This window comes from Actinorhabdospora filicis (assembly GCF_030269765.1).
GTDB lineage: Bacteria > Actinomycetota > Actinomycetes > Mycobacteriales > Micromonosporaceae > Actinorhabdospora > Actinorhabdospora filicis.
In genome coordinates, this window is the sequence record NZ_BSTX01000002.1 from 1,292,708 (window position 1) to 1,308,273 (window position 15,566).

Annotated in this window: 11 protein-coding genes; 6 read left to right on the forward strand and 5 right to left on the reverse strand. The window is 72.0% G+C overall.

What is annotated here, in order from left to right; translation table 11 throughout:
- Position 1: 1 nt before the first annotated feature.
- The 5 genes from QSK10_RS18885 to QSK10_RS18905 are packed head-to-tail and all read left to right on the forward strand — an operon-like array spanning position 2 to position 6,861.
- The gene (locus QSK10_RS18885; protein ID WP_285664163.1) at positions 2–1,180 is read left to right on the forward strand and encodes a hypothetical protein; all 1,179 of its coding nucleotides are present in this window, start codon (positions 2–4) and stop codon (positions 1,178–1,180) included.
- On the forward strand, positions 1,177–3,450 hold the full coding sequence (locus QSK10_RS18890) for a serine/threonine-protein kinase (RefSeq protein WP_285664164.1): 2,274 nt from the start codon (positions 1,177–1,179) through the stop codon (positions 3,448–3,450). The genes QSK10_RS18885 and QSK10_RS18890 overlap by 4 nt, the downstream gene beginning before the upstream one ends.
- Entirely contained in the window at positions 3,447–4,448 is a 1,002-nt protein-coding gene (locus tag QSK10_RS18895) for a protein phosphatase 2C domain-containing protein (protein ID WP_285664165.1), read from the forward strand. Before QSK10_RS18890 ends, QSK10_RS18895 begins: the two co-directional genes overlap by 4 nt.
- The gene (locus QSK10_RS18900) at positions 4,445–5,770 is read left to right on the forward strand and encodes a VWA domain-containing protein (protein WP_285664166.1); all 1,326 of its coding nucleotides are present in this window, start codon (positions 4,445–4,447) and stop codon (positions 5,768–5,770) included. Before QSK10_RS18895 ends, QSK10_RS18900 begins: the two co-directional genes overlap by 4 nt.
- A gap of 23 nt (positions 5,771–5,793) precedes the next feature.
- Entirely contained in the window at positions 5,794–6,861 is a 1,068-nt protein-coding gene (locus QSK10_RS18905; protein ID WP_285664168.1) for an FHA domain-containing protein, read from the forward strand.
- A gap of 66 nt (positions 6,862–6,927) precedes the next feature.
- Here the strand turns inward: QSK10_RS18905 and QSK10_RS18910 are convergent, their stop codons facing one another.
- Together QSK10_RS18910 and nrdR are read right to left on the reverse strand one after the other, a co-directional pair.
- Positions 6,928–9,699 (reverse strand): vitamin B12-dependent ribonucleotide reductase, encoded by a 2,772-nt coding sequence (locus QSK10_RS18910; RefSeq protein WP_432705344.1) that lies wholly within the window; start codon positions 9,697–9,699, stop codon positions 6,928–6,930.
- A 215-nt stretch (positions 9,700–9,914) separates the two neighbouring features.
- Positions 9,915–10,481, reverse strand: coding sequence for a transcriptional regulator NrdR (gene nrdR / locus QSK10_RS18915; protein WP_285664170.1), 567 nt, complete (start codon positions 10,479–10,481; stop codon positions 9,915–9,917).
- 354 nt (positions 10,482–10,835) lie between these two features.
- Here nrdR and lexA point away from each other — a divergent pair, with 354 nt between their 5' ends.
- Complete coding sequence (gene lexA / locus QSK10_RS18920) at positions 10,836–11,513, forward strand: transcriptional repressor LexA (RefSeq protein ID WP_349497693.1); 678 nt, start codon at positions 10,836–10,838, stop codon at positions 11,511–11,513.
- Between the two features lie 58 nt (positions 11,514–11,571).
- Here lexA and QSK10_RS18925 read toward each other — a convergent pair whose 3' ends face one another.
- The 3 genes from QSK10_RS18925 to QSK10_RS18935 all read right to left on the reverse strand — a co-directional run bounded on the left by QSK10_RS18925 (position 11,572) and on the right by QSK10_RS18935 (position 15,542).
- On the reverse strand, positions 11,572–13,062 hold the full coding sequence (locus QSK10_RS18925; RefSeq protein WP_285664172.1) for an NHL repeat-containing protein: 1,491 nt from the start codon (positions 13,060–13,062) through the stop codon (positions 11,572–11,574).
- 140 nt (positions 13,063–13,202) lie between these two features.
- Positions 13,203–14,642 (reverse strand): GTPase HflX, encoded by a 1,440-nt coding sequence (hflX, locus tag QSK10_RS18930; RefSeq protein WP_285664174.1) that lies wholly within the window; start codon positions 14,640–14,642, stop codon positions 13,203–13,205.
- 57 nt (positions 14,643–14,699) lie between these two features.
- Positions 14,700–15,542: an EamA family transporter gene (locus tag QSK10_RS18935; RefSeq protein ID WP_285664176.1), complete on the reverse strand. Its 843-nt coding sequence runs from the start codon at positions 15,540–15,542 to the stop codon at positions 14,700–14,702.
- Between the last annotated feature and the right edge of the window lie 24 nt (positions 15,543–15,566).

Below are 15,566 nucleotides of genomic sequence, written 5' to 3' on the forward strand. Positions count from 1 at the left end.
CATGAACCTGGAGGACATCGACGGCGAGCTGCGCAGGCACGAGCACGCGCGCCGCAAGATCGCCGAGGACCTCTACGCCCTCGACAACCACCCCGCCCGCGCGTTCCTGCGCGACGGGGACCTCACCGGCGAGACCAGGGCCGTCGCCGGTGACACCGACGCGCGCATGAGCGCCCTGTGGTCGCAGTTCACCTCCCTGGGCGCCGCCCTCGACCGCGCCAAGGACGTCCGCGCCACCCGGCCCAAACCCGGCGACGCCGCCGCGAGCGAACTCGCGCTGATCCTCACCGACGAGGTCGTCTCGCTCACCGCCGACGGCCACAACCCGGCCGAGACCGGCGCCGAGGTCACCGAACGCGTCACACTCGCCGAACTCACCAGCCGCATGAACGTCTCCACCGGCGCGGTCAAGGCCGCCTACAAACGCGTGGACGACGCCTGCGCCACCGTCGCCGACCGGCTCGCCGCCCTCACCGGCGCCATCGACGACGCCGAACGCCTCGCCGAGCTGCTCGGCACCGGCGACGACGCCGGACTCCCCTCGCTGCAACGCGAACTGACCACCGCGCGCGCGGCCACCCTCGCCGACCCCCTCGACGCGGGCGCGCTCGCCACCCTCGACCACCTCACCGCGCGCGTGACGCCCGTCCTGGACGCCCTCGCCGAACTCGACCGGCTCCGCACCGGCCTCCCCGAGGCCCTCCTCGAACGCCGCACCGCCATCGCCGCGCTCGCCGAGGCCGAACGCGAGGCGTCCGAGGGCGCGGCGGTGGCCACGGTGAAGATCGCCGACGTGCGGCTGCCGCCGCTGGTGTCGCGAGCGCCCACGCTGCGGCAGGAGCTGTCCGACGTCCGGCGGCTGGCCGCCGCCGCGCGCTGGGGGCAGGTGCGCGCCCGGCTGTCGGCCGTCGACGCGGCCGTGGCCGCCGCGACCGCCGTCGCCGAGGAGCTGCGGGAGACCGCCGCGGCGCTCATGGAGCGCCGCGCGGAGCTGCGCGGCCGGCTGACGGCCTACCAGGCCAAGGCGGGACGGGTGGGCGCCGCCGAGCGCGCCGACGTCACCGCGACCTACGAGACGGCGCGGGCCCTGCTGTGGACCGCGCCCTGCGACCTGCGCGCGGCCACCCGCGCCGTGCGGGAGTTCCAGAAGGCGCTGCTTTCCAGCGAGGAGACGGCATGAACCAGTGCGTCCACCCGGGCTGCCGGGGCCAGTATGAGGCCGACGGCTACTGCAACGAGTGCGGGCGCGTCCGGCCCGACGCCGTCGCCGCCGCGCTCAGCCCGGCGGTGCCCACCGGGCCGGTGAGCGCGCCGATGAGCGCGCCCATGACGGCGTCCCAGACCATGCCGAGCACCCGCACCACGCGCGGCACCCGCTCGATGCGGGCCGGGACGCGGGAGATCGACATCCCGTGGGTGCAGCCGCGCAATCCCTCCGAGGTCATCCCGGACAACCCGGTGGTGCCCGAGGGGCACCGCTACTGCCACAAGTGCGACAAGCCCGTCGGCCGCACCCGCGACGACCGGCCGGGACGCACCGAGGGCTTCTGCCCGCACTGCCGGACGCCGTTCTCGTTCGTGCCCTCGCTGCGGCCCGGGGACGTGGTCAACGACCGCTACGAGGTCCTCGGCGCGCTCGCGCACGGCGGCCTGGGCTGGATCTACCTGGCGCGCGACCGGCACGTCAGCGATGACGTCTCCGACCGCTGGGTGGTCCTCAAGGGCCTGATCAACACCACCGATCCCGAGGCGATGGCCGTCGCGATCGCCGAGAAGCGGTACCTGGTCGGCATCGACCACGCCGCGATCGTGGAGATCTTCGACTTCACCCGGCACGCCGATCCCGTCACCGGCGACCCGCTCAACTACATCGTGATGGAGTACGCCGCCGGGCAGTCCCTGCGCGACCTGCGCCGCGACCACCGCGACGCCGCCGGCAAGCACGTCCCGCTGCCGCTGGCGCAGGTCCTGGCCTACGGCGCCGAGATCCTGCCCGCCATGGGCTACCTGCACGAGCAGGGCCTGCTCTACTGCGACTTCAAGCCGGACAACGTCATCCACGTCGGCCAGCAGCTCAAGCTGATCGACCTGGGCGCGGTCCGCCGCATCGACGACACCGTCTCCCCCATCTACGGCACGCCCGGCTACCACGCCCCCGAGATCGGCGAGCGCGGCCCGTCGGTGGCCAGCGACCTGTACACCGTGGCGCGGTCGCTGGCGGTGCTGTCCTTCGACTTCCACGGCTTCACCAAGCAGTTCCGGCACACGCTGCCGGCGCGGAGCGAGGTGCGGCTGTTCGCCGAGCACGAGTCGTACCACCGGCTGCTGCTGCGGGCGACGCATCCCGATCCGTACAACCGGTTCGCCACCGCCGAGGACATGCGCGAGCAGCTCATGGGTGTGCTGCGGGAGACGCGCGCGGCGGAGGAGGGCAAGCCGCACCCGTCGCTGTCGACGTGGTTCACCCCGACCCGGCGCAGTTTCGGTGTGGAGCTGGGGCGGGTGGTCAACTCCGACGCGAGCGGGCCGCAGGGGGCGTCGGGGGTCGACGCGGCGGTCGATTTCACGCAGGTCGTCCCGGCGCTGCCGATCCCGCAGGTGGACTCCTCCGACGCGGGCGCGGGCTACCTGGCGACGCTGACCGCGCCGACGCCGGAGGGCCGCATCGCGGCGTTGCGGGCGGCACCCGTGCGCAGCCCGGAACTGCGGCTGCGGCTGATCCTGGAGCTGATCGAGGACGGCCGGGTCGCCGAGGCGCGGCTGGAGCTGGACGCCTACGCCAAGGACGAGCAGGACGACTGGCGCGCCGACTGGTACCGGGGCATGGCCGCGATGCGCGCGGGTGAGCCGACGGTGGCGCGCACCCACTTCGACCGGGTCTACAGTGAGCTGCCCGGTGAGCTGTCGCCGAAGCTGGCGCTGGCGGCGGCGAGCGAGTGGGCGGGCGACCTGGCGGGCGCCGAGCGCTTCTACGGCCTGGTGTGGAACACCGATCACGCGTTCGTCTCCTCGGCGTTCGGGCTGGCGCGGCTGCTGGCGCGGCGGGGCGAGCGCGACGCGGCGGTGGCGGTGCTGGACAAGGTCCCGCACTCCTCGGCGCAGCACACCACCGCGCAGGTGGCCGCGATCCGGGTGCTGCTGTCGGCGCCGGTCACGCAGCTGACGGTGGAGCACCTGCGCACGGCCGCGACGCGGCTGGAGGCCGTCGATCTGGACGAGCGGCGCGCGGTGGTGGCCGCCGAGGTCCTGCACACCGCGCTGGAGTGGCTGCGGGCCGCCGGGCGCGGTGAGCCTGGCGCGCGATTGCTAGGTTGGCCCGTCGACGAACGCGGTCTGCGCTTCGGCCTGGAACACTCGTATCGTGACCAGGCGCGAACCTGCGCCGACCAGACGCGGCGGATCGCGCTGGTGGACCGCGCCAACCGGATACGACCGAGGACCTGGACGTGACAGCTACGACGATGCACTGCCCGGCCTGCGACCTCCCCGCCGAGGACGCCTCGCAGTGGTGCGAACGATGCGGTGAGGCCCTGGAGGCGCGGACGGTCGAGACGGCCGTGGCGCCACCGGCGCCGCGCTGGCTGTCGACGGCCGCGAACCTCTCGGCGTGCCTGCAGTGCGGGCGGCCGGAGACCACGCCGGACGGGTTCTGCGTCCACTGCGGGCAGCGGCGGTCGCCGAACTCGATCCGTTCGGCGCTGGACCTGGGTCCGGTCGCCGGGTGCACCGACCGGGGGCCGCGCCGCAAGCGGAACGAGGACGCCCTGGCGATCGGGCGGTTCGGGAACACCACCGTGGCGGTGGTGTGCGACGGGGTGGCCTCGGCGACGCAGTCCGACGACGCCGCCCTGGCCGCGACCGAGACCGGCATCCGGGTGGTGCTGGACGAGCTGGCGGCGGGCAAGCCGTCGGGTTCGGCCGCGCACATCGGCCTGGCCGAGGCAGCTCAGGCGGCGGCCGCGGTGGGCGTGTCCTACGCCCAGAACCCCCCGGCGTGCACCTATGTGTCGGCGATCGTGTCGCCAGGCGAGGTGACGATCTCGTGGGTGGGTGATTCACGGATCTACTGGTGGTCGGCCGATTCCATCGGCTGCCTGACCGTCGACGACTGCCTCGCCGGCCGCCTGGCCGCGCAGGGCGTCCCCGGCGACGATCCGCGCTACCAGCACAAGCACGCCTACGCACTGGACCACTGGCTGGGCGCCGATTCCCCGGCCCTCGACCCGCACGTCGAGACGTTCGTCCCGCCGGGCCCCGGCCTCCTGGTCGTCTGCAGTGACGGCCTCTCCCGCTATCTCCCGCAGCCCGCCGATCTGGCGCTGACGCCCATGGGCGATCCGGCGACGACCGCGCAAGCATTGGTGCAGCGCGCCATCGACGCCGGCGGCGTGGACAACATTTCCGTGGCGGTACTGGCCTATCCCCCTGTCGAGGACGGAGAGCGATGATGCAGCAGGCACCGAACTTCCAGCTTGAGGTTGACCACAACCCCTACCTGGCCGCCGGTGCCCGCGTCGTCGACGCCATCCTCACCGTCACCGCCGCCGAGGGCACCGGCGCGGTCGTGGCCGCCCCGTCCGGGTCGGCGTCGATGGCGCAGGTCATCATGGTCGACTGCTCGGGCTCGATGATCGGGAAGAAGATCGTGGAGGCGCGCCGCGCGGTCGCCAGCGCCGTCGACACCCTCCGCGACGGGACGCCCTTCGCGATCGTGGCCGGCACCGACAAGGCGTTCATGGGCTACCCGAGCGACATGCGGCTGGTACCGGCCAACGCGCAGACCCGCGCGGCGGCCAAGTCGGCGGTGGAGCGGCTGAGCGCCTTCGGCGGGACCGCGATCGGCTCGTGGCTGCGGCTGGCCGGGAAGCTCCTGGCCACCAGCGACGCCGAGGTCAAGCACGGCATCCTGCTCACCGACGGCGACAACCTGCACGAGACGGCCGCCGAGCTGGACACCGTCCTGGCCGAGAACACCGGTTCCTTCACCTGCGACGCGCGCGGCGTGGGCAAGGAGTGGAAGCACGAGGTGCTCCTGAAGATCTCCTCGGCGATGCTCGGCACCGTCGGCGGGCTGGAGGACCCCTCGCACCTGGCCGGTGACTTCCGGGCGATGACCGAGAACGCGATGGGCAAGACCCTCGGCAACGCCACCCTGCGCGTGTGGTCGCCCGCCGGGGCCCGGATCCGCCTCGTCAAGCAGGTCACGCCCACCATCGAGGACCTCACCGACCGCGTGGACCAGGTCAACCCCCGCACCGGCGACTACCCGATCGGCGCGTGGGGCCCGGGCGAGACCCGCGACTTCCACGTGTGCCTGGAGATCCCCGTCGGCGAGGTCGGCGAGGCGCCCCGCCTGGCCACCCGCCTCAAGATCACCGCCGGTGAGACCACCCTCGCCGAGCACACCGTCACCGTCGAATGGACCGACGAGACGACCCTGTTCACCGAGATCAACCCGCGCGTCGCGCACTACACCGGCCAGGAGGAACTGGCCACCGCCATCCTCCAGGGCGTGGCCGCGTTCAAGAACGACGAACGCGAACTGGCCACCGAGAAGCTCGGCCGCGCCGTCGCGCTGGCCACCGAGTCCGACCACACCCAGGCCCTGGCCGCCCTGGGCAAGCTCGTCGAGATCGAGGACGCCCCGACCGGCACCGTCCGCCTGCGCTCCGACGCCAAGAGCATCGACGTGGAGATGGCGGGCGTACGGTCGACCACGACCGTCGCCCTCAGACGCCGCGCCGAAGACGACGACGCCACCGACGCCTGAGCCAGCCTGGAGCACCGATCCCCATGCCCATCTGCCCAGCGGGACACAACTCCGCGACCGCCGACTTCTGCGACGAGTGCGGCGCGCCCATGAACGGCGCGGCGGCCGTGCCCCACGTGCCGCCGCACGCCGCCGCCGAACCGCCGACGGCCTGGTACACCCCCCAGCCCTCGCCGTGCCCGGAGTGCGGCGAGCCGCTGCTGGACCGCTTCTGCGAGGCGTGCGGCTGGGGTCCCGGGGTGGCTCCCGCCGGGCAGGCGCCCGGCGTCCAGCACCAGCCGCCGCTCGACCCGTTCGGCGCGCCCCAGGCCGCTCCCCCACCGGCGCCACCGGCCTCGATGTTCCACGCGCCGCCGCCCACCAACGGCGCTCCCCCGCCGCCTCCGCCGCTGGAGCCGCAGACGGCGTTCCAGGTCATCGAGCAGCCGCCGTCCTTCCCGGCGCCCCCGGCCTTCGACCACCCGCCGTCCCGGCCGATCGAGCACACCTCGGCCTTCCAGGCACCGGCGGACCCCTTCGGCGTCCCCTCACCCGCGCCCGCCGACCCGTTCGGCGCGCCACCACCGCCACCGGCCCCGGCCGACCCGTTCGCCGCCCACCAGCCGCCTCCCCCGCAGCCCCCGGCGGCCGACCCGTTCGGCGCGCCCTACGGCCACCAGCCGCAGGTCGTGGCGCCCATGGGGCCCTGGCAGGTCACCGCCGACGCCGACCGCGGCTACTTCGAGCGCATCTGCCGCGCCAACGACCTCGACCCGAACACCATGCAGTACCCCGCCTACTGCCCCCAGCGCCGCTTCCGCCTCCACGGCCCGCAGCTGCTGGTCGGACGGCGCAGCGCGTCCAAGGGCATCAACCCCGACATCGACCTCTCCGGCCCCCCGACCGACGCGGCGGTCTCCCACGCCCACGCCCTGTTCGTGGCACAGCCCGACGGGCGATGGGCGGTGGTGGACGTCGGCTCGGCCAACGGGACCTTCATCAACGAGGCCCAGCAGCCCCTCCCGAAGAACGTCGCCTACCCGCTGAACCTGGGCGACCGCGTCCACGTCGGCCTGTGGACGACCCTCACCGTCATCAGCGGAATGGGCTGACTCACACGCCGAAAACGGCGGTGCCCCCGGTTCATCGCGAACCGGGGGCACCGCCGTTCTGGCCGCCTAGCTGCAACCGGAGGTCGAGCCGCAGCCCTCGCACACGTAGCAGCTACCGGCCGGGCGCATCTTCGTCCCGCAGGTCATGCACAGGGGCGCGTCGGCCGCCTTGCCCATGACCCGCTCCAGCAGCTCCGTCGAGGAACCCACGTTGGCGCGCGACGGCGCGTTCTCCACGATCTTCTCCACGACCTTCTCGATCGGCGCCGAGGAGGCCAGGGCCGCGAAGTCGACCTCGTCCTCGTCACGGCCCACGCTCGCCGGGTCCTCGCCGTTGGCCTCGGCGATCCGCTCGGCCGAGGTCAGGATGCCCAGCTCGCTACGGGTGTCGTAGGGCAGGAAGTCCAGGGCCAGGCGCCGGAACAGGTAGTCGATCACCGAGGCCGCCATGCGGATGTCCGGGTCGTCGGTCATGCCGGCCGGCTCGAAGCGCATGTTGGTGAACTTCTCGACGTACTTCTCCAGCGGGACGCCGTACTGCAGCGCGATGGAGATCGCCACCGAGAAGGCGTCCATGATGCCCGCCAGGGTCGAACCCTGCTTCGACATCTTGAAGAACACCTCGCCCAGCCCGTTGTCCGGGTAGCTGGACGCCGTCAGGTAACCCTCGGCGCCGCCCACGGAGAACGAGACCGTCTCGCTGGCCCGCTTCTTCGGCAGGCGCTTGCGGACCGGCCGGTACTCCACGATCTTCTCGATCTCGGCCCGCGGCGTCTCCTCGACGACGGCCTCTTCCTTCTTGACCACCGAGAGGGGCTGACCGACCTTGCAGTTGTCGCGGTAGATCGCCAGCGCCTTCAGGCCCAGGGTCCAGCCCTGGAAGTAGACGTCCTCGATGTCCTCGATGGTCGCCGACTCCGGCAGGTTGACCGTCTTGGAGATCGCGCCGGACAGGTGCGGCTGGACGGCCGCCATCATCCGCACGTGGCCCATGGGCGCGATGGTGCGCTCGCCCATGGCGCAGTCGAAGACCGGGTAGTGCTCTTCCTTGAGGCCGGGGGCGCCGACCACGTGGCCGTTGCCGGCGATGAACTCCACGATCGCCTCGATCTGCTCCTCCTGGTAACCCAGGTTGCGCAGGGCGCGCGGCACGGTGCCGTTGACGATCTGCATGGAGCCGCCGCCGACGAGCTTCTTGAACTTGACCAGCGCCAGGTCCGGCTCGATGCCGGTGGTGTCGCAGTCCATCATGAAGCCGATGGTGCCGGTGGGGGCCAGCAGCGAGGCCTGCGCGTTGCGCCAGCCGTTCTTCTCGCCGGTCTCCAGGGCCTCGCGCCACTCGGCGACGGCCTCCTCGACGAGGGCCTTGTCGTTGGCGCCGAAGGTCTTGACGGCGTCGACGGCCGCGGCGTGCTTGCGCATGACGCGGGTGTGCGCCGAGGCGTTGCGGGCGTAGCCGTCGTAGGCGCCGACGATGCCGGCCAGCTCGGCCGAGCGGCGGTAGGACACCGCGTTCATCAGGGCGGTGATGGAGGCGGCGTAGGCGCGGCCGTCCTCGCTGTCGTAGGCCATGCCGGACGCCATCAGCAGCGCGCCGAGGTTGGCGTAGCCGATGCCGAGCTGGCGGTAGGCGCGGGTGGTCTCGCCGATCTTCTCGGTGGGGAAGTCGGCGAAGGAGATGGAGATCTCCATCGCGGTGATGACGAACTCGACGGCCTTGACGAACTTGGCCACGTCGAAGGAGTCGTCGTCGCGCAGGAACTTCATCAGGTTCAGCGAGGCGAGGTTGCAGCTGGAGTTGTCCAGCGACATGTACTCCGAGCACGGGTTGGACGCGGTGATGCGGCCGGTCTCGGGGTTGGTGTGCCAGTCGTTGATGGTGCCGTCGTACTGGATGCCCGGGTCGGCGCACTCCCACGCGGCGGTCGCCAGCTTGCGGAACAGGTCCTTGGCGTCGACGCGCTCGATCTCGGCGCCGTCGAGGCGGCCGCGCAGCGGGAAGTCGGTGCCGTTCTGGACGGCGGCCATGAACTCGTCGGAGACCCGCACGGAGTTGTTGGCGTTCTGGTACTGCACGCTGACGATGTCGTCACCGCCGAGGTCCATGTCGAAACCGGCGTCGCGGAGGGCGCGGATCTTGTCCTCTTCGCGGGCCTTGGTCTGGATGAACTCGGCGACGTCGGGGTGGTCGACGTCGAGGACGACCATCTTGGCCGCGCGGCGCGTGGCGCCACCGGACTTGATGGTCCCCGCCGAGGCGTCGGCGCCGCGCATGAAGGAGACCGGGCCGGAGGCGTTGCCGCCCGAGGACAGCAGCTCCTTGGACGCCCGGATGCGCGAGAGGTTCACACCGGCACCGGAGCCGCCCTTGAAGATCAGGCCCTCCTCCTTGTACCAGTCGAGGATGGAGTCCATCGAGTCGTCCACGGCGAGGATGAAACAGGCCGAGACCTGCTGCGGGGAAGCCGTGCCGACGTTGAACCACACCGGGGAGTTGAAGCTGAAGTACTGGTGCAGCAGCAGCCAGGTCAGCTCCTCCTCGAAGACCTGCGCGTCGGTCTCGGTGGCGAAGTAGCCGTGGTCCTCGCCGCCCTTGCGGTAGGTCTTGGCGACCCGGTCGATGAGCTGGCGCAGGCTCCACTCGCGCTGCTCGGTGCCGACGGCGCCGCGGAAGTACTTGGAGGTGACGATGTTGGTGGCGTTGACGCTCCAGAACCCGGGGAACTCCACGCCGCGCTGCTCGAAGTTGATCGAGCCGTCGCGCCAGTTCGTCATGACGACGTCACGGCGCTCCCAGGCGATCTCGTCGTAGGGGTGGACGCCCTCGGTGGTCCACACGCGGTCGACGGTCAGGCCCTTGCCCTTCTTCTTGCCGGTGACGACGCCACCGCGACGGGCCTTCCCCGGACCCGACGTGGTGCTGACTGCCTCGGTCATGGTTCTCCTTCGATACCGCGCGCGATTCGTCACCGCCACGCTTCCTATATGACAACAAGACTCATATATCCGGCGTTCCCGGGCATGGCTGTGCCATGGTCCGGAACACCGGTCGATCAGGCTTCGCGGGCCGCCGGGACCCGGGGCTCTCCGCCGCTCTCCTCGTCGGGAGGGCCGACGTCGTGCGCGGCGGGCTCGCCGGCGTCGACGTGCACGGCCTGCGCCACGGCGGCGCCCTCGGCCTCGGCGCGCAGCAGGGCGATCTCGCGTTCGAAGTCCGACAGGGACTCGAAGGCGCGGTACACGCTGGCGAAACGCAGGTAGGCGACCACGTCCAGGTCCCGCAGGGGCTCCAGGATCGCCAGACCCACCTCGTGGCTGGGGACCTCGGCCGCGCCGCGCGAGCGGATCGCGTCCTCGACCTTCTGCGCGAGCACCGCCACCGCGTCGTCGTCCACGGGCCTCCCCTGGAGGGCCTTGCGGACGCCGGTGACGACCTTGTCGCGACTGAAGGGCTCGGTGACGCCGGAGCGCTTGACGACCGCCAGGACCGACTCCTCGACGGTGGTGAAGCGCTTCCCGCAGCTCTGGCAGGAGCGCCGCCGCCGGATGATCAGGCCGTCCTCGGCCTCACGCGAATCGACCACCCGGGAGTCCGAGTGCCGACAGTAAGGACACCGCACGCCACCCGCCTCCTTCCGCCGCCACGTGGACCGCACATCGCCTTCGCGGTCGTCCCACACCTTACCCGCCGGGCGGATCCGGCCCGGAGGCGGACCCTACCCATAGATGGGCGAGCGAGGTACAACCACTAGATGTTGTGGCACCGACGGTATGTCTTTCGTGGCGGCGCCGCAAGCCGAACCGCTGGATCCGGCCCGAACGGACCCTGTCCCCTCGATCACACGCGCCACAATGGTCACACAATGTGACCGTCCCGCGTCGACACGACGGCGGATTTCGAACGGATGTTTGCCTTAGCCGACACAACCGACTAATGTCGCCACCAGCGACGATCACCCATGAGGAGGACTCAGGTGGCCATCAGTGCGGCCAAGCCCGGCGACAACGGCGATTCGGGCGAATCGAAAGCCGAGCTCACCGAAAGGCAACGCCGCATTCTCGCCTACATCCGCGAGTCGGTCGACGCCAGGGGGTACCCGCCCAGCGTCCGCGAGATCGGCGAGGCCGTCGGCCTGGCGTCGGCGTCCTCGGTCGCCTACCAGCTCGGCGTGCTCCAGCGGAAGGGCTTCCTGCGCAAGGCCCCCAACCGGCCCCGCGCGGTCGACATCCGCCCGCAGAACGCCACCGCGGCCGCCGAGGAGTCCCTGGCGCGGCCCGTCCCGGCCTTCGTGCCGGTCCTGGGCGAGATCGCCGCCGGAACGCCCATCCTGGCCGAGCAGAACGCCGAAGAGGTCTTCCCGCTCCCCCGCGAGCTGGTCGGCGAGGGCAGCCACTTCCTGCTGCGCGTCAAGGGCGACTCGATGATCAACGCCGCCATCCAGGACGGCGACTGGGTCGTCGTCCGCCAGCAGGACGACGCCACCAGCGGCGACATCGTGGCCGCGCTCCTCGACGACGAGGCCACCGTCAAGACCTTCCGCCGCCGGGGCGAGGTGGTCGAGCTGGTCCCGCAGAACCCGGCCTACGACCCCATCCCCGCCAACCACGCCAGCGTCCTCGGGCGCGTGGTGGCGGTCCTGCGCCGCATCTGACGTTCGCACTAAAGAGAGCAGCCCGGCTGGAAACTTCCAGCCGGGCCGCTCTCTTGGTCTAGCGCCGGTCGTCGGGGATGCCGAAGTCCGGCCGGGCGTCGTCCTCGCGCCGGTGCGGCTCACGCTCGTAGTTGCCGCCACCGCCGTAGACCGCTCCCCCGCCACCGGGACGCGGGGACGGCGGGCGCCGGTCCGGGCGCGGCTCGGCGGCCGGACGCGGCTCCGGCGGCCCGTAACGGCGGTCGGGAGCGCGGTAGGGCTCCTCGCGGTACCCGGGCCGATCCTGCGGCGGGGGCGCGAAGCCGCGCTCCTCCTGGACGCGCTCACGCGGCGGGCCGAAGCCCCGCTCGCGCGGGTCCTCCTCGTCCCGGGGGCCGCCACGGCGTCCCCGCAGATGGTCGTCGATGGCGTCCTCGGCCTGCCCCGAGGGCTTGGCGGCCGCGGCCGCCCGCGCCTTGCGGGAACGCACGATCACGAATACGCCCACACCGGCGAGCACCAGGCCCACGATGCCCACGCCGACGATGATCCAGATGATCTGGTCCAGCGTCAGCTTGTCGAAGAAGCTGCGCGAGTCGCCCTCGTCCTTCGACTCCGCCTTGGGCGTCTCGGGCACCACCGGGTCGTAGGAGCGCAGGGCCGCGCCGGAGCCCTCGTCCTGGGAACCGGTGACGAACTTGCCGTCCTTGTAGGCGATCGCCTCGCCCACGGCCTCGTCCGGGAGGGCCGTGCGGAGAGGGGCGCCGCCGGTGATCGCCTTCGCGACGTCGCCGCCGGTCACGTTCCACTCGTAGGCGTCGGTGTAGGTGCGGATGACCGCCTTCGAGCCGTCGGCGGACACCGCCGCGCCGGTCGCCACGACCTGCCCGGGCGGGCCGATCGGGCCGCCGGGGGTGTCGGTGGCCTTGAACTCGAACTTGCCGGCCTCCTTGAGCTCGACGGTCTGGCCGTCCTTCAGCTCACCGGTGGGGGCGAACAGGACCGCGCTGCGCGCGTCCTTGGTGACCACCAGGGGCTTGCCGTCCGGGGTCAGCAGCAGCGCCGTCGAGTCGTGCTTCTCCCCGCCGGGGTAGGTCAGGCGGTACAGCTCCGACTTGTTCGGGTCCTTCGGATCCACCCGCCACAACGCGATGCGGTCGCGGGTCTTGGCCGGGTCGGCGAAGTCGGCCACCCAGAGGCGGCCGTCCTTGTCGATGGCGAGGTCCTGCGGGTCCACCGGGTCGGCGGGACCACCGCCGCGGTAGGCGGTGACGGTCTTCTTGACCTTGCAGGACCCGTCCAGCTGGATCACGTCGAGCTGCGACATGTTGACCGAGCCGTCGGCCACGGCCCAGTACCCGTCGCCGTCGGCGGCCAGACCCACGAGGGTCGACAGCCGCTGGTCGGAGATCGAGCAGACGTCCTCGCCGGCCTTCGGCGGCTGGGGCTCACCCGAGGGGTCGGCGGCCGCGGGAAGGGCGGCCACGCCGATCAGACCGGCGGTGAGCAGGGCGGTCGCCACGACGCGCGAGGGCGTCCGCCCGGAAGATCGCAGTTTCAGTCGACGCACGCCGCACAGTCTGCCAGAAGGGTTCACGTTCAACCGACGCGCCGGATCAACGGCTTCAAGACCCCGTACTAACGGCCAGGATGGTACTAGCCGGAACGGACCGAAAGGGCCAGGGCAGAGCACACCCCGGCCCTCGTCGGTCACGCCGTGTCAGCGGCCAGTTCGAACGGTCGCAGCTCCGCCGCGAGCGCCTCGTCGACCCGCGCGTGGACGACCGTGCCGTCCCCGCGGTGCTCGGTGCTCAGGACCTCGCCGCGCTGGCGGATCCGGGACACCAGATCGCCTCGCACGTACGGGACGCAGACGGTCATCTCGACCGCCGGCTGCGGCAGCGCCTGCTCCACCACCAGGCGCAGCTTGTCGATGCCCGCGCCGGTGTGGGCGGACACGAAGACCGCGTCGGGGTAGTCGGCGCGCAGCTCGATCTCCCGGTCGGGGGTGATCGCGTCCATCTTGTTGATCACCAGGATCTCCGGCAGGGCGTCGGCGCCGATCTCGGTCAGCACCTCCCGCACCGCCCGGACCTGCGAGGCCGGGTCGGGATGCGACCCGTCGATCACGTGCACGACGAGATCGGACTCGGTCACCTCCTCCAGCGTCGAGCGGAACGCCTCCACCAGCTGGTGCGGCAGGTGCCGCACGAAGCCGACGGTGTCGGACAGCGTGTAGTGGCGCCCGTCCGAGGTCAGCGCCCGCCGCGTGGTCGGGTCGAGGGTCGCGAACAGCGCGTCCTCCACCAGCACGCCCGCGCCGGTCAGCCGGTTCAGCAGGCTGGACTTGCCGGCGTTGGTGTAACCGGCGATCGCCACGCTCGGCACGAGATGCCGATGCCGGTTGGTGCGCTTGGTGTCGCGCGCCGTCCGCATCTCGGCGATCTCCCGCCGCAGCCGCGCGATCCGCGTGCGGATGCGCCGGCGGTCGGTCTCCAGCTTCGTCTCACCCGGGCCGCGCAGACCCACGCCGCCGCCCTGGCCACCGGCACGGCCACCGGCCTGCCGGGACAAGGTCTCACCCCAGCCGCGCAGGCGCGGCATGAGGTACTGCAGCTGGGCCAGCTCGACCTGCGCCTTGCCCTCCCGGGACTTCGCGTGCTGCGCGAAGATGTCCAGGATCAGCGCGGTGCGGTCGATCACCTTGACCTTGATCTCCTGCTCCAGCGCGCGCAGCTGGCTGGGCGTGAGCTCGCCGTCGGCGATCACGGTGTCCGCGCCCGCCTCGGCGACCACGTCCCGCAGCTCCGACACCTTGCCCTTGCCGATGAAGGTCGCGGGCTCGGGCCGGGAACGCCGCTGGATCAGCCCGTCGAGCACCTCTGAACCGGCGGTCTCGGCCAGCGCGGCCAGCTCCTTGAGGGAGTTCTCCGCCTCGTCCAGGGTGCCCTCGGTCCAGACGCCGACGAGCACGACCCTTTCGAGGCGCAGCTGCCGGTACTCGACCTCGGTGATCTCGGTCAGCTCGGTCGACAGACCCGCCACCCGCCGCAGGGCGTTCCGCTCGGCGAGTTCGAAGTCGCCGGTGGTGTTGGTGAACAGATCGTCGAAGTCGTCTTCGAATTCAGGGTTCATGTTCGTCTCAGTCATTACGTAGATCGTGGCACGCCGATACGCGTAACGCATCCCATTACCCCCGGCGATCCGTTACGCGATGGACGTGAGGACCAGCGCGGCCCCCGCGAGCGCCAGGCCGGTGACCTGTACGGGCCGCACTCTCTCCCGGTCCAGCGCGAAGGCGAGCAGGACCGTGGACGCCGGGTACAGGGATGCAACGGGCGCGACGACCGCGAGCATTCCCGAATGGAGGGCGAGCAGATAGGTGACGTTGGCGATGGTGTCGAGGCTGCCGGCGGCGGCCAGTTCCCGGCGCGGGAGCGGGCCCTCGGGACGGCGGGTGAGCAGCAGGACGGCGAGGCCGAGCACGGCCCCGATGACGCGCGCGCCGACGAGGGGCCACATTCCGGCGTTCTCGCCGAAGCGGTCCATGCCGGCGAAGAACAGGCCGAAGCCGGTCCCGGCGCCGATGGCGGTGAGGACGAGCCCGGCGGTGACCTTCCCGCTTCCGCCGGCGGCGCTGACCAGGGCGACCGAGAGGAGCGCGCAGACCACGCCGATGAGGGCGGTGGGGCCGGGGCGTTCGCCGAGCAAGAGGCCGATGCCGACGGGGAGGACGGCGGCGGCCACGGCGGTGGTGGGCGCGGCGACGGCCATCGCGCCGCCGGCGAGGGCGCGGTAGAGCAGGACGATCCCGGCGAGCCCGGCCAGTCCGGCGGCGGCGCCCCAGGCGAGGTCGGCGGGCCGGACGACGGTGGCGCCCGTGCCCCAGAAGGTCATGGCGAGCGCGGCCGCGAGGGCGACGGGCAGGCCGAGGAGCTGGACGAGGGCGGTCACGCGCAGGGCGGGCATCGCGCGCGAGGCGCGTCCGCCGGCGTAGTCGCCCACGCCCCAGATGATCGCCGACACCGCGGCGAGCGCGACGGCTCCCATGGGAGGGGAGATTACCGGCGGACG

What these genes read in the sequence shown, in the direction of transcription:
- QSK10_RS18885 (WP_285664163.1), top strand. Translation starts at nt 2, where the DNA reads ATGAACCTGGAGGACATCGACGGCGAGCTGCGCAGGCACGAGCACGCG.
- QSK10_RS18890 (WP_285664164.1), top strand. Translation starts at nt 1,177, where the DNA reads ATGAACCAGTGCGTCCACCCGGGCTGCCGGGGCCAGTATGAGGCCGAC.
- QSK10_RS18900 (WP_285664166.1), top strand. Translation starts at nt 4,445, where the DNA reads ATGATGCAGCAGGCACCGAACTTCCAGCTTGAGGTTGACCACAACCCC.
- QSK10_RS18905 (WP_285664168.1), top strand. Translation starts at nt 5,794, where the DNA reads ATGCCCATCTGCCCAGCGGGACACAACTCCGCGACCGCCGACTTCTGC.
- hflX (WP_285664174.1), bottom strand. Translation starts at nt 14,642, where the DNA reads ATGACTGAGACGAACATGAACCCTGAATTCGAAGACGACTTCGACGAT.
- QSK10_RS18935 (WP_285664176.1), bottom strand. Translation starts at nt 15,542, where the DNA reads ATGGGAGCCGTCGCGCTCGCCGCGGTGTCGGCGATCATCTGGGGCGTG.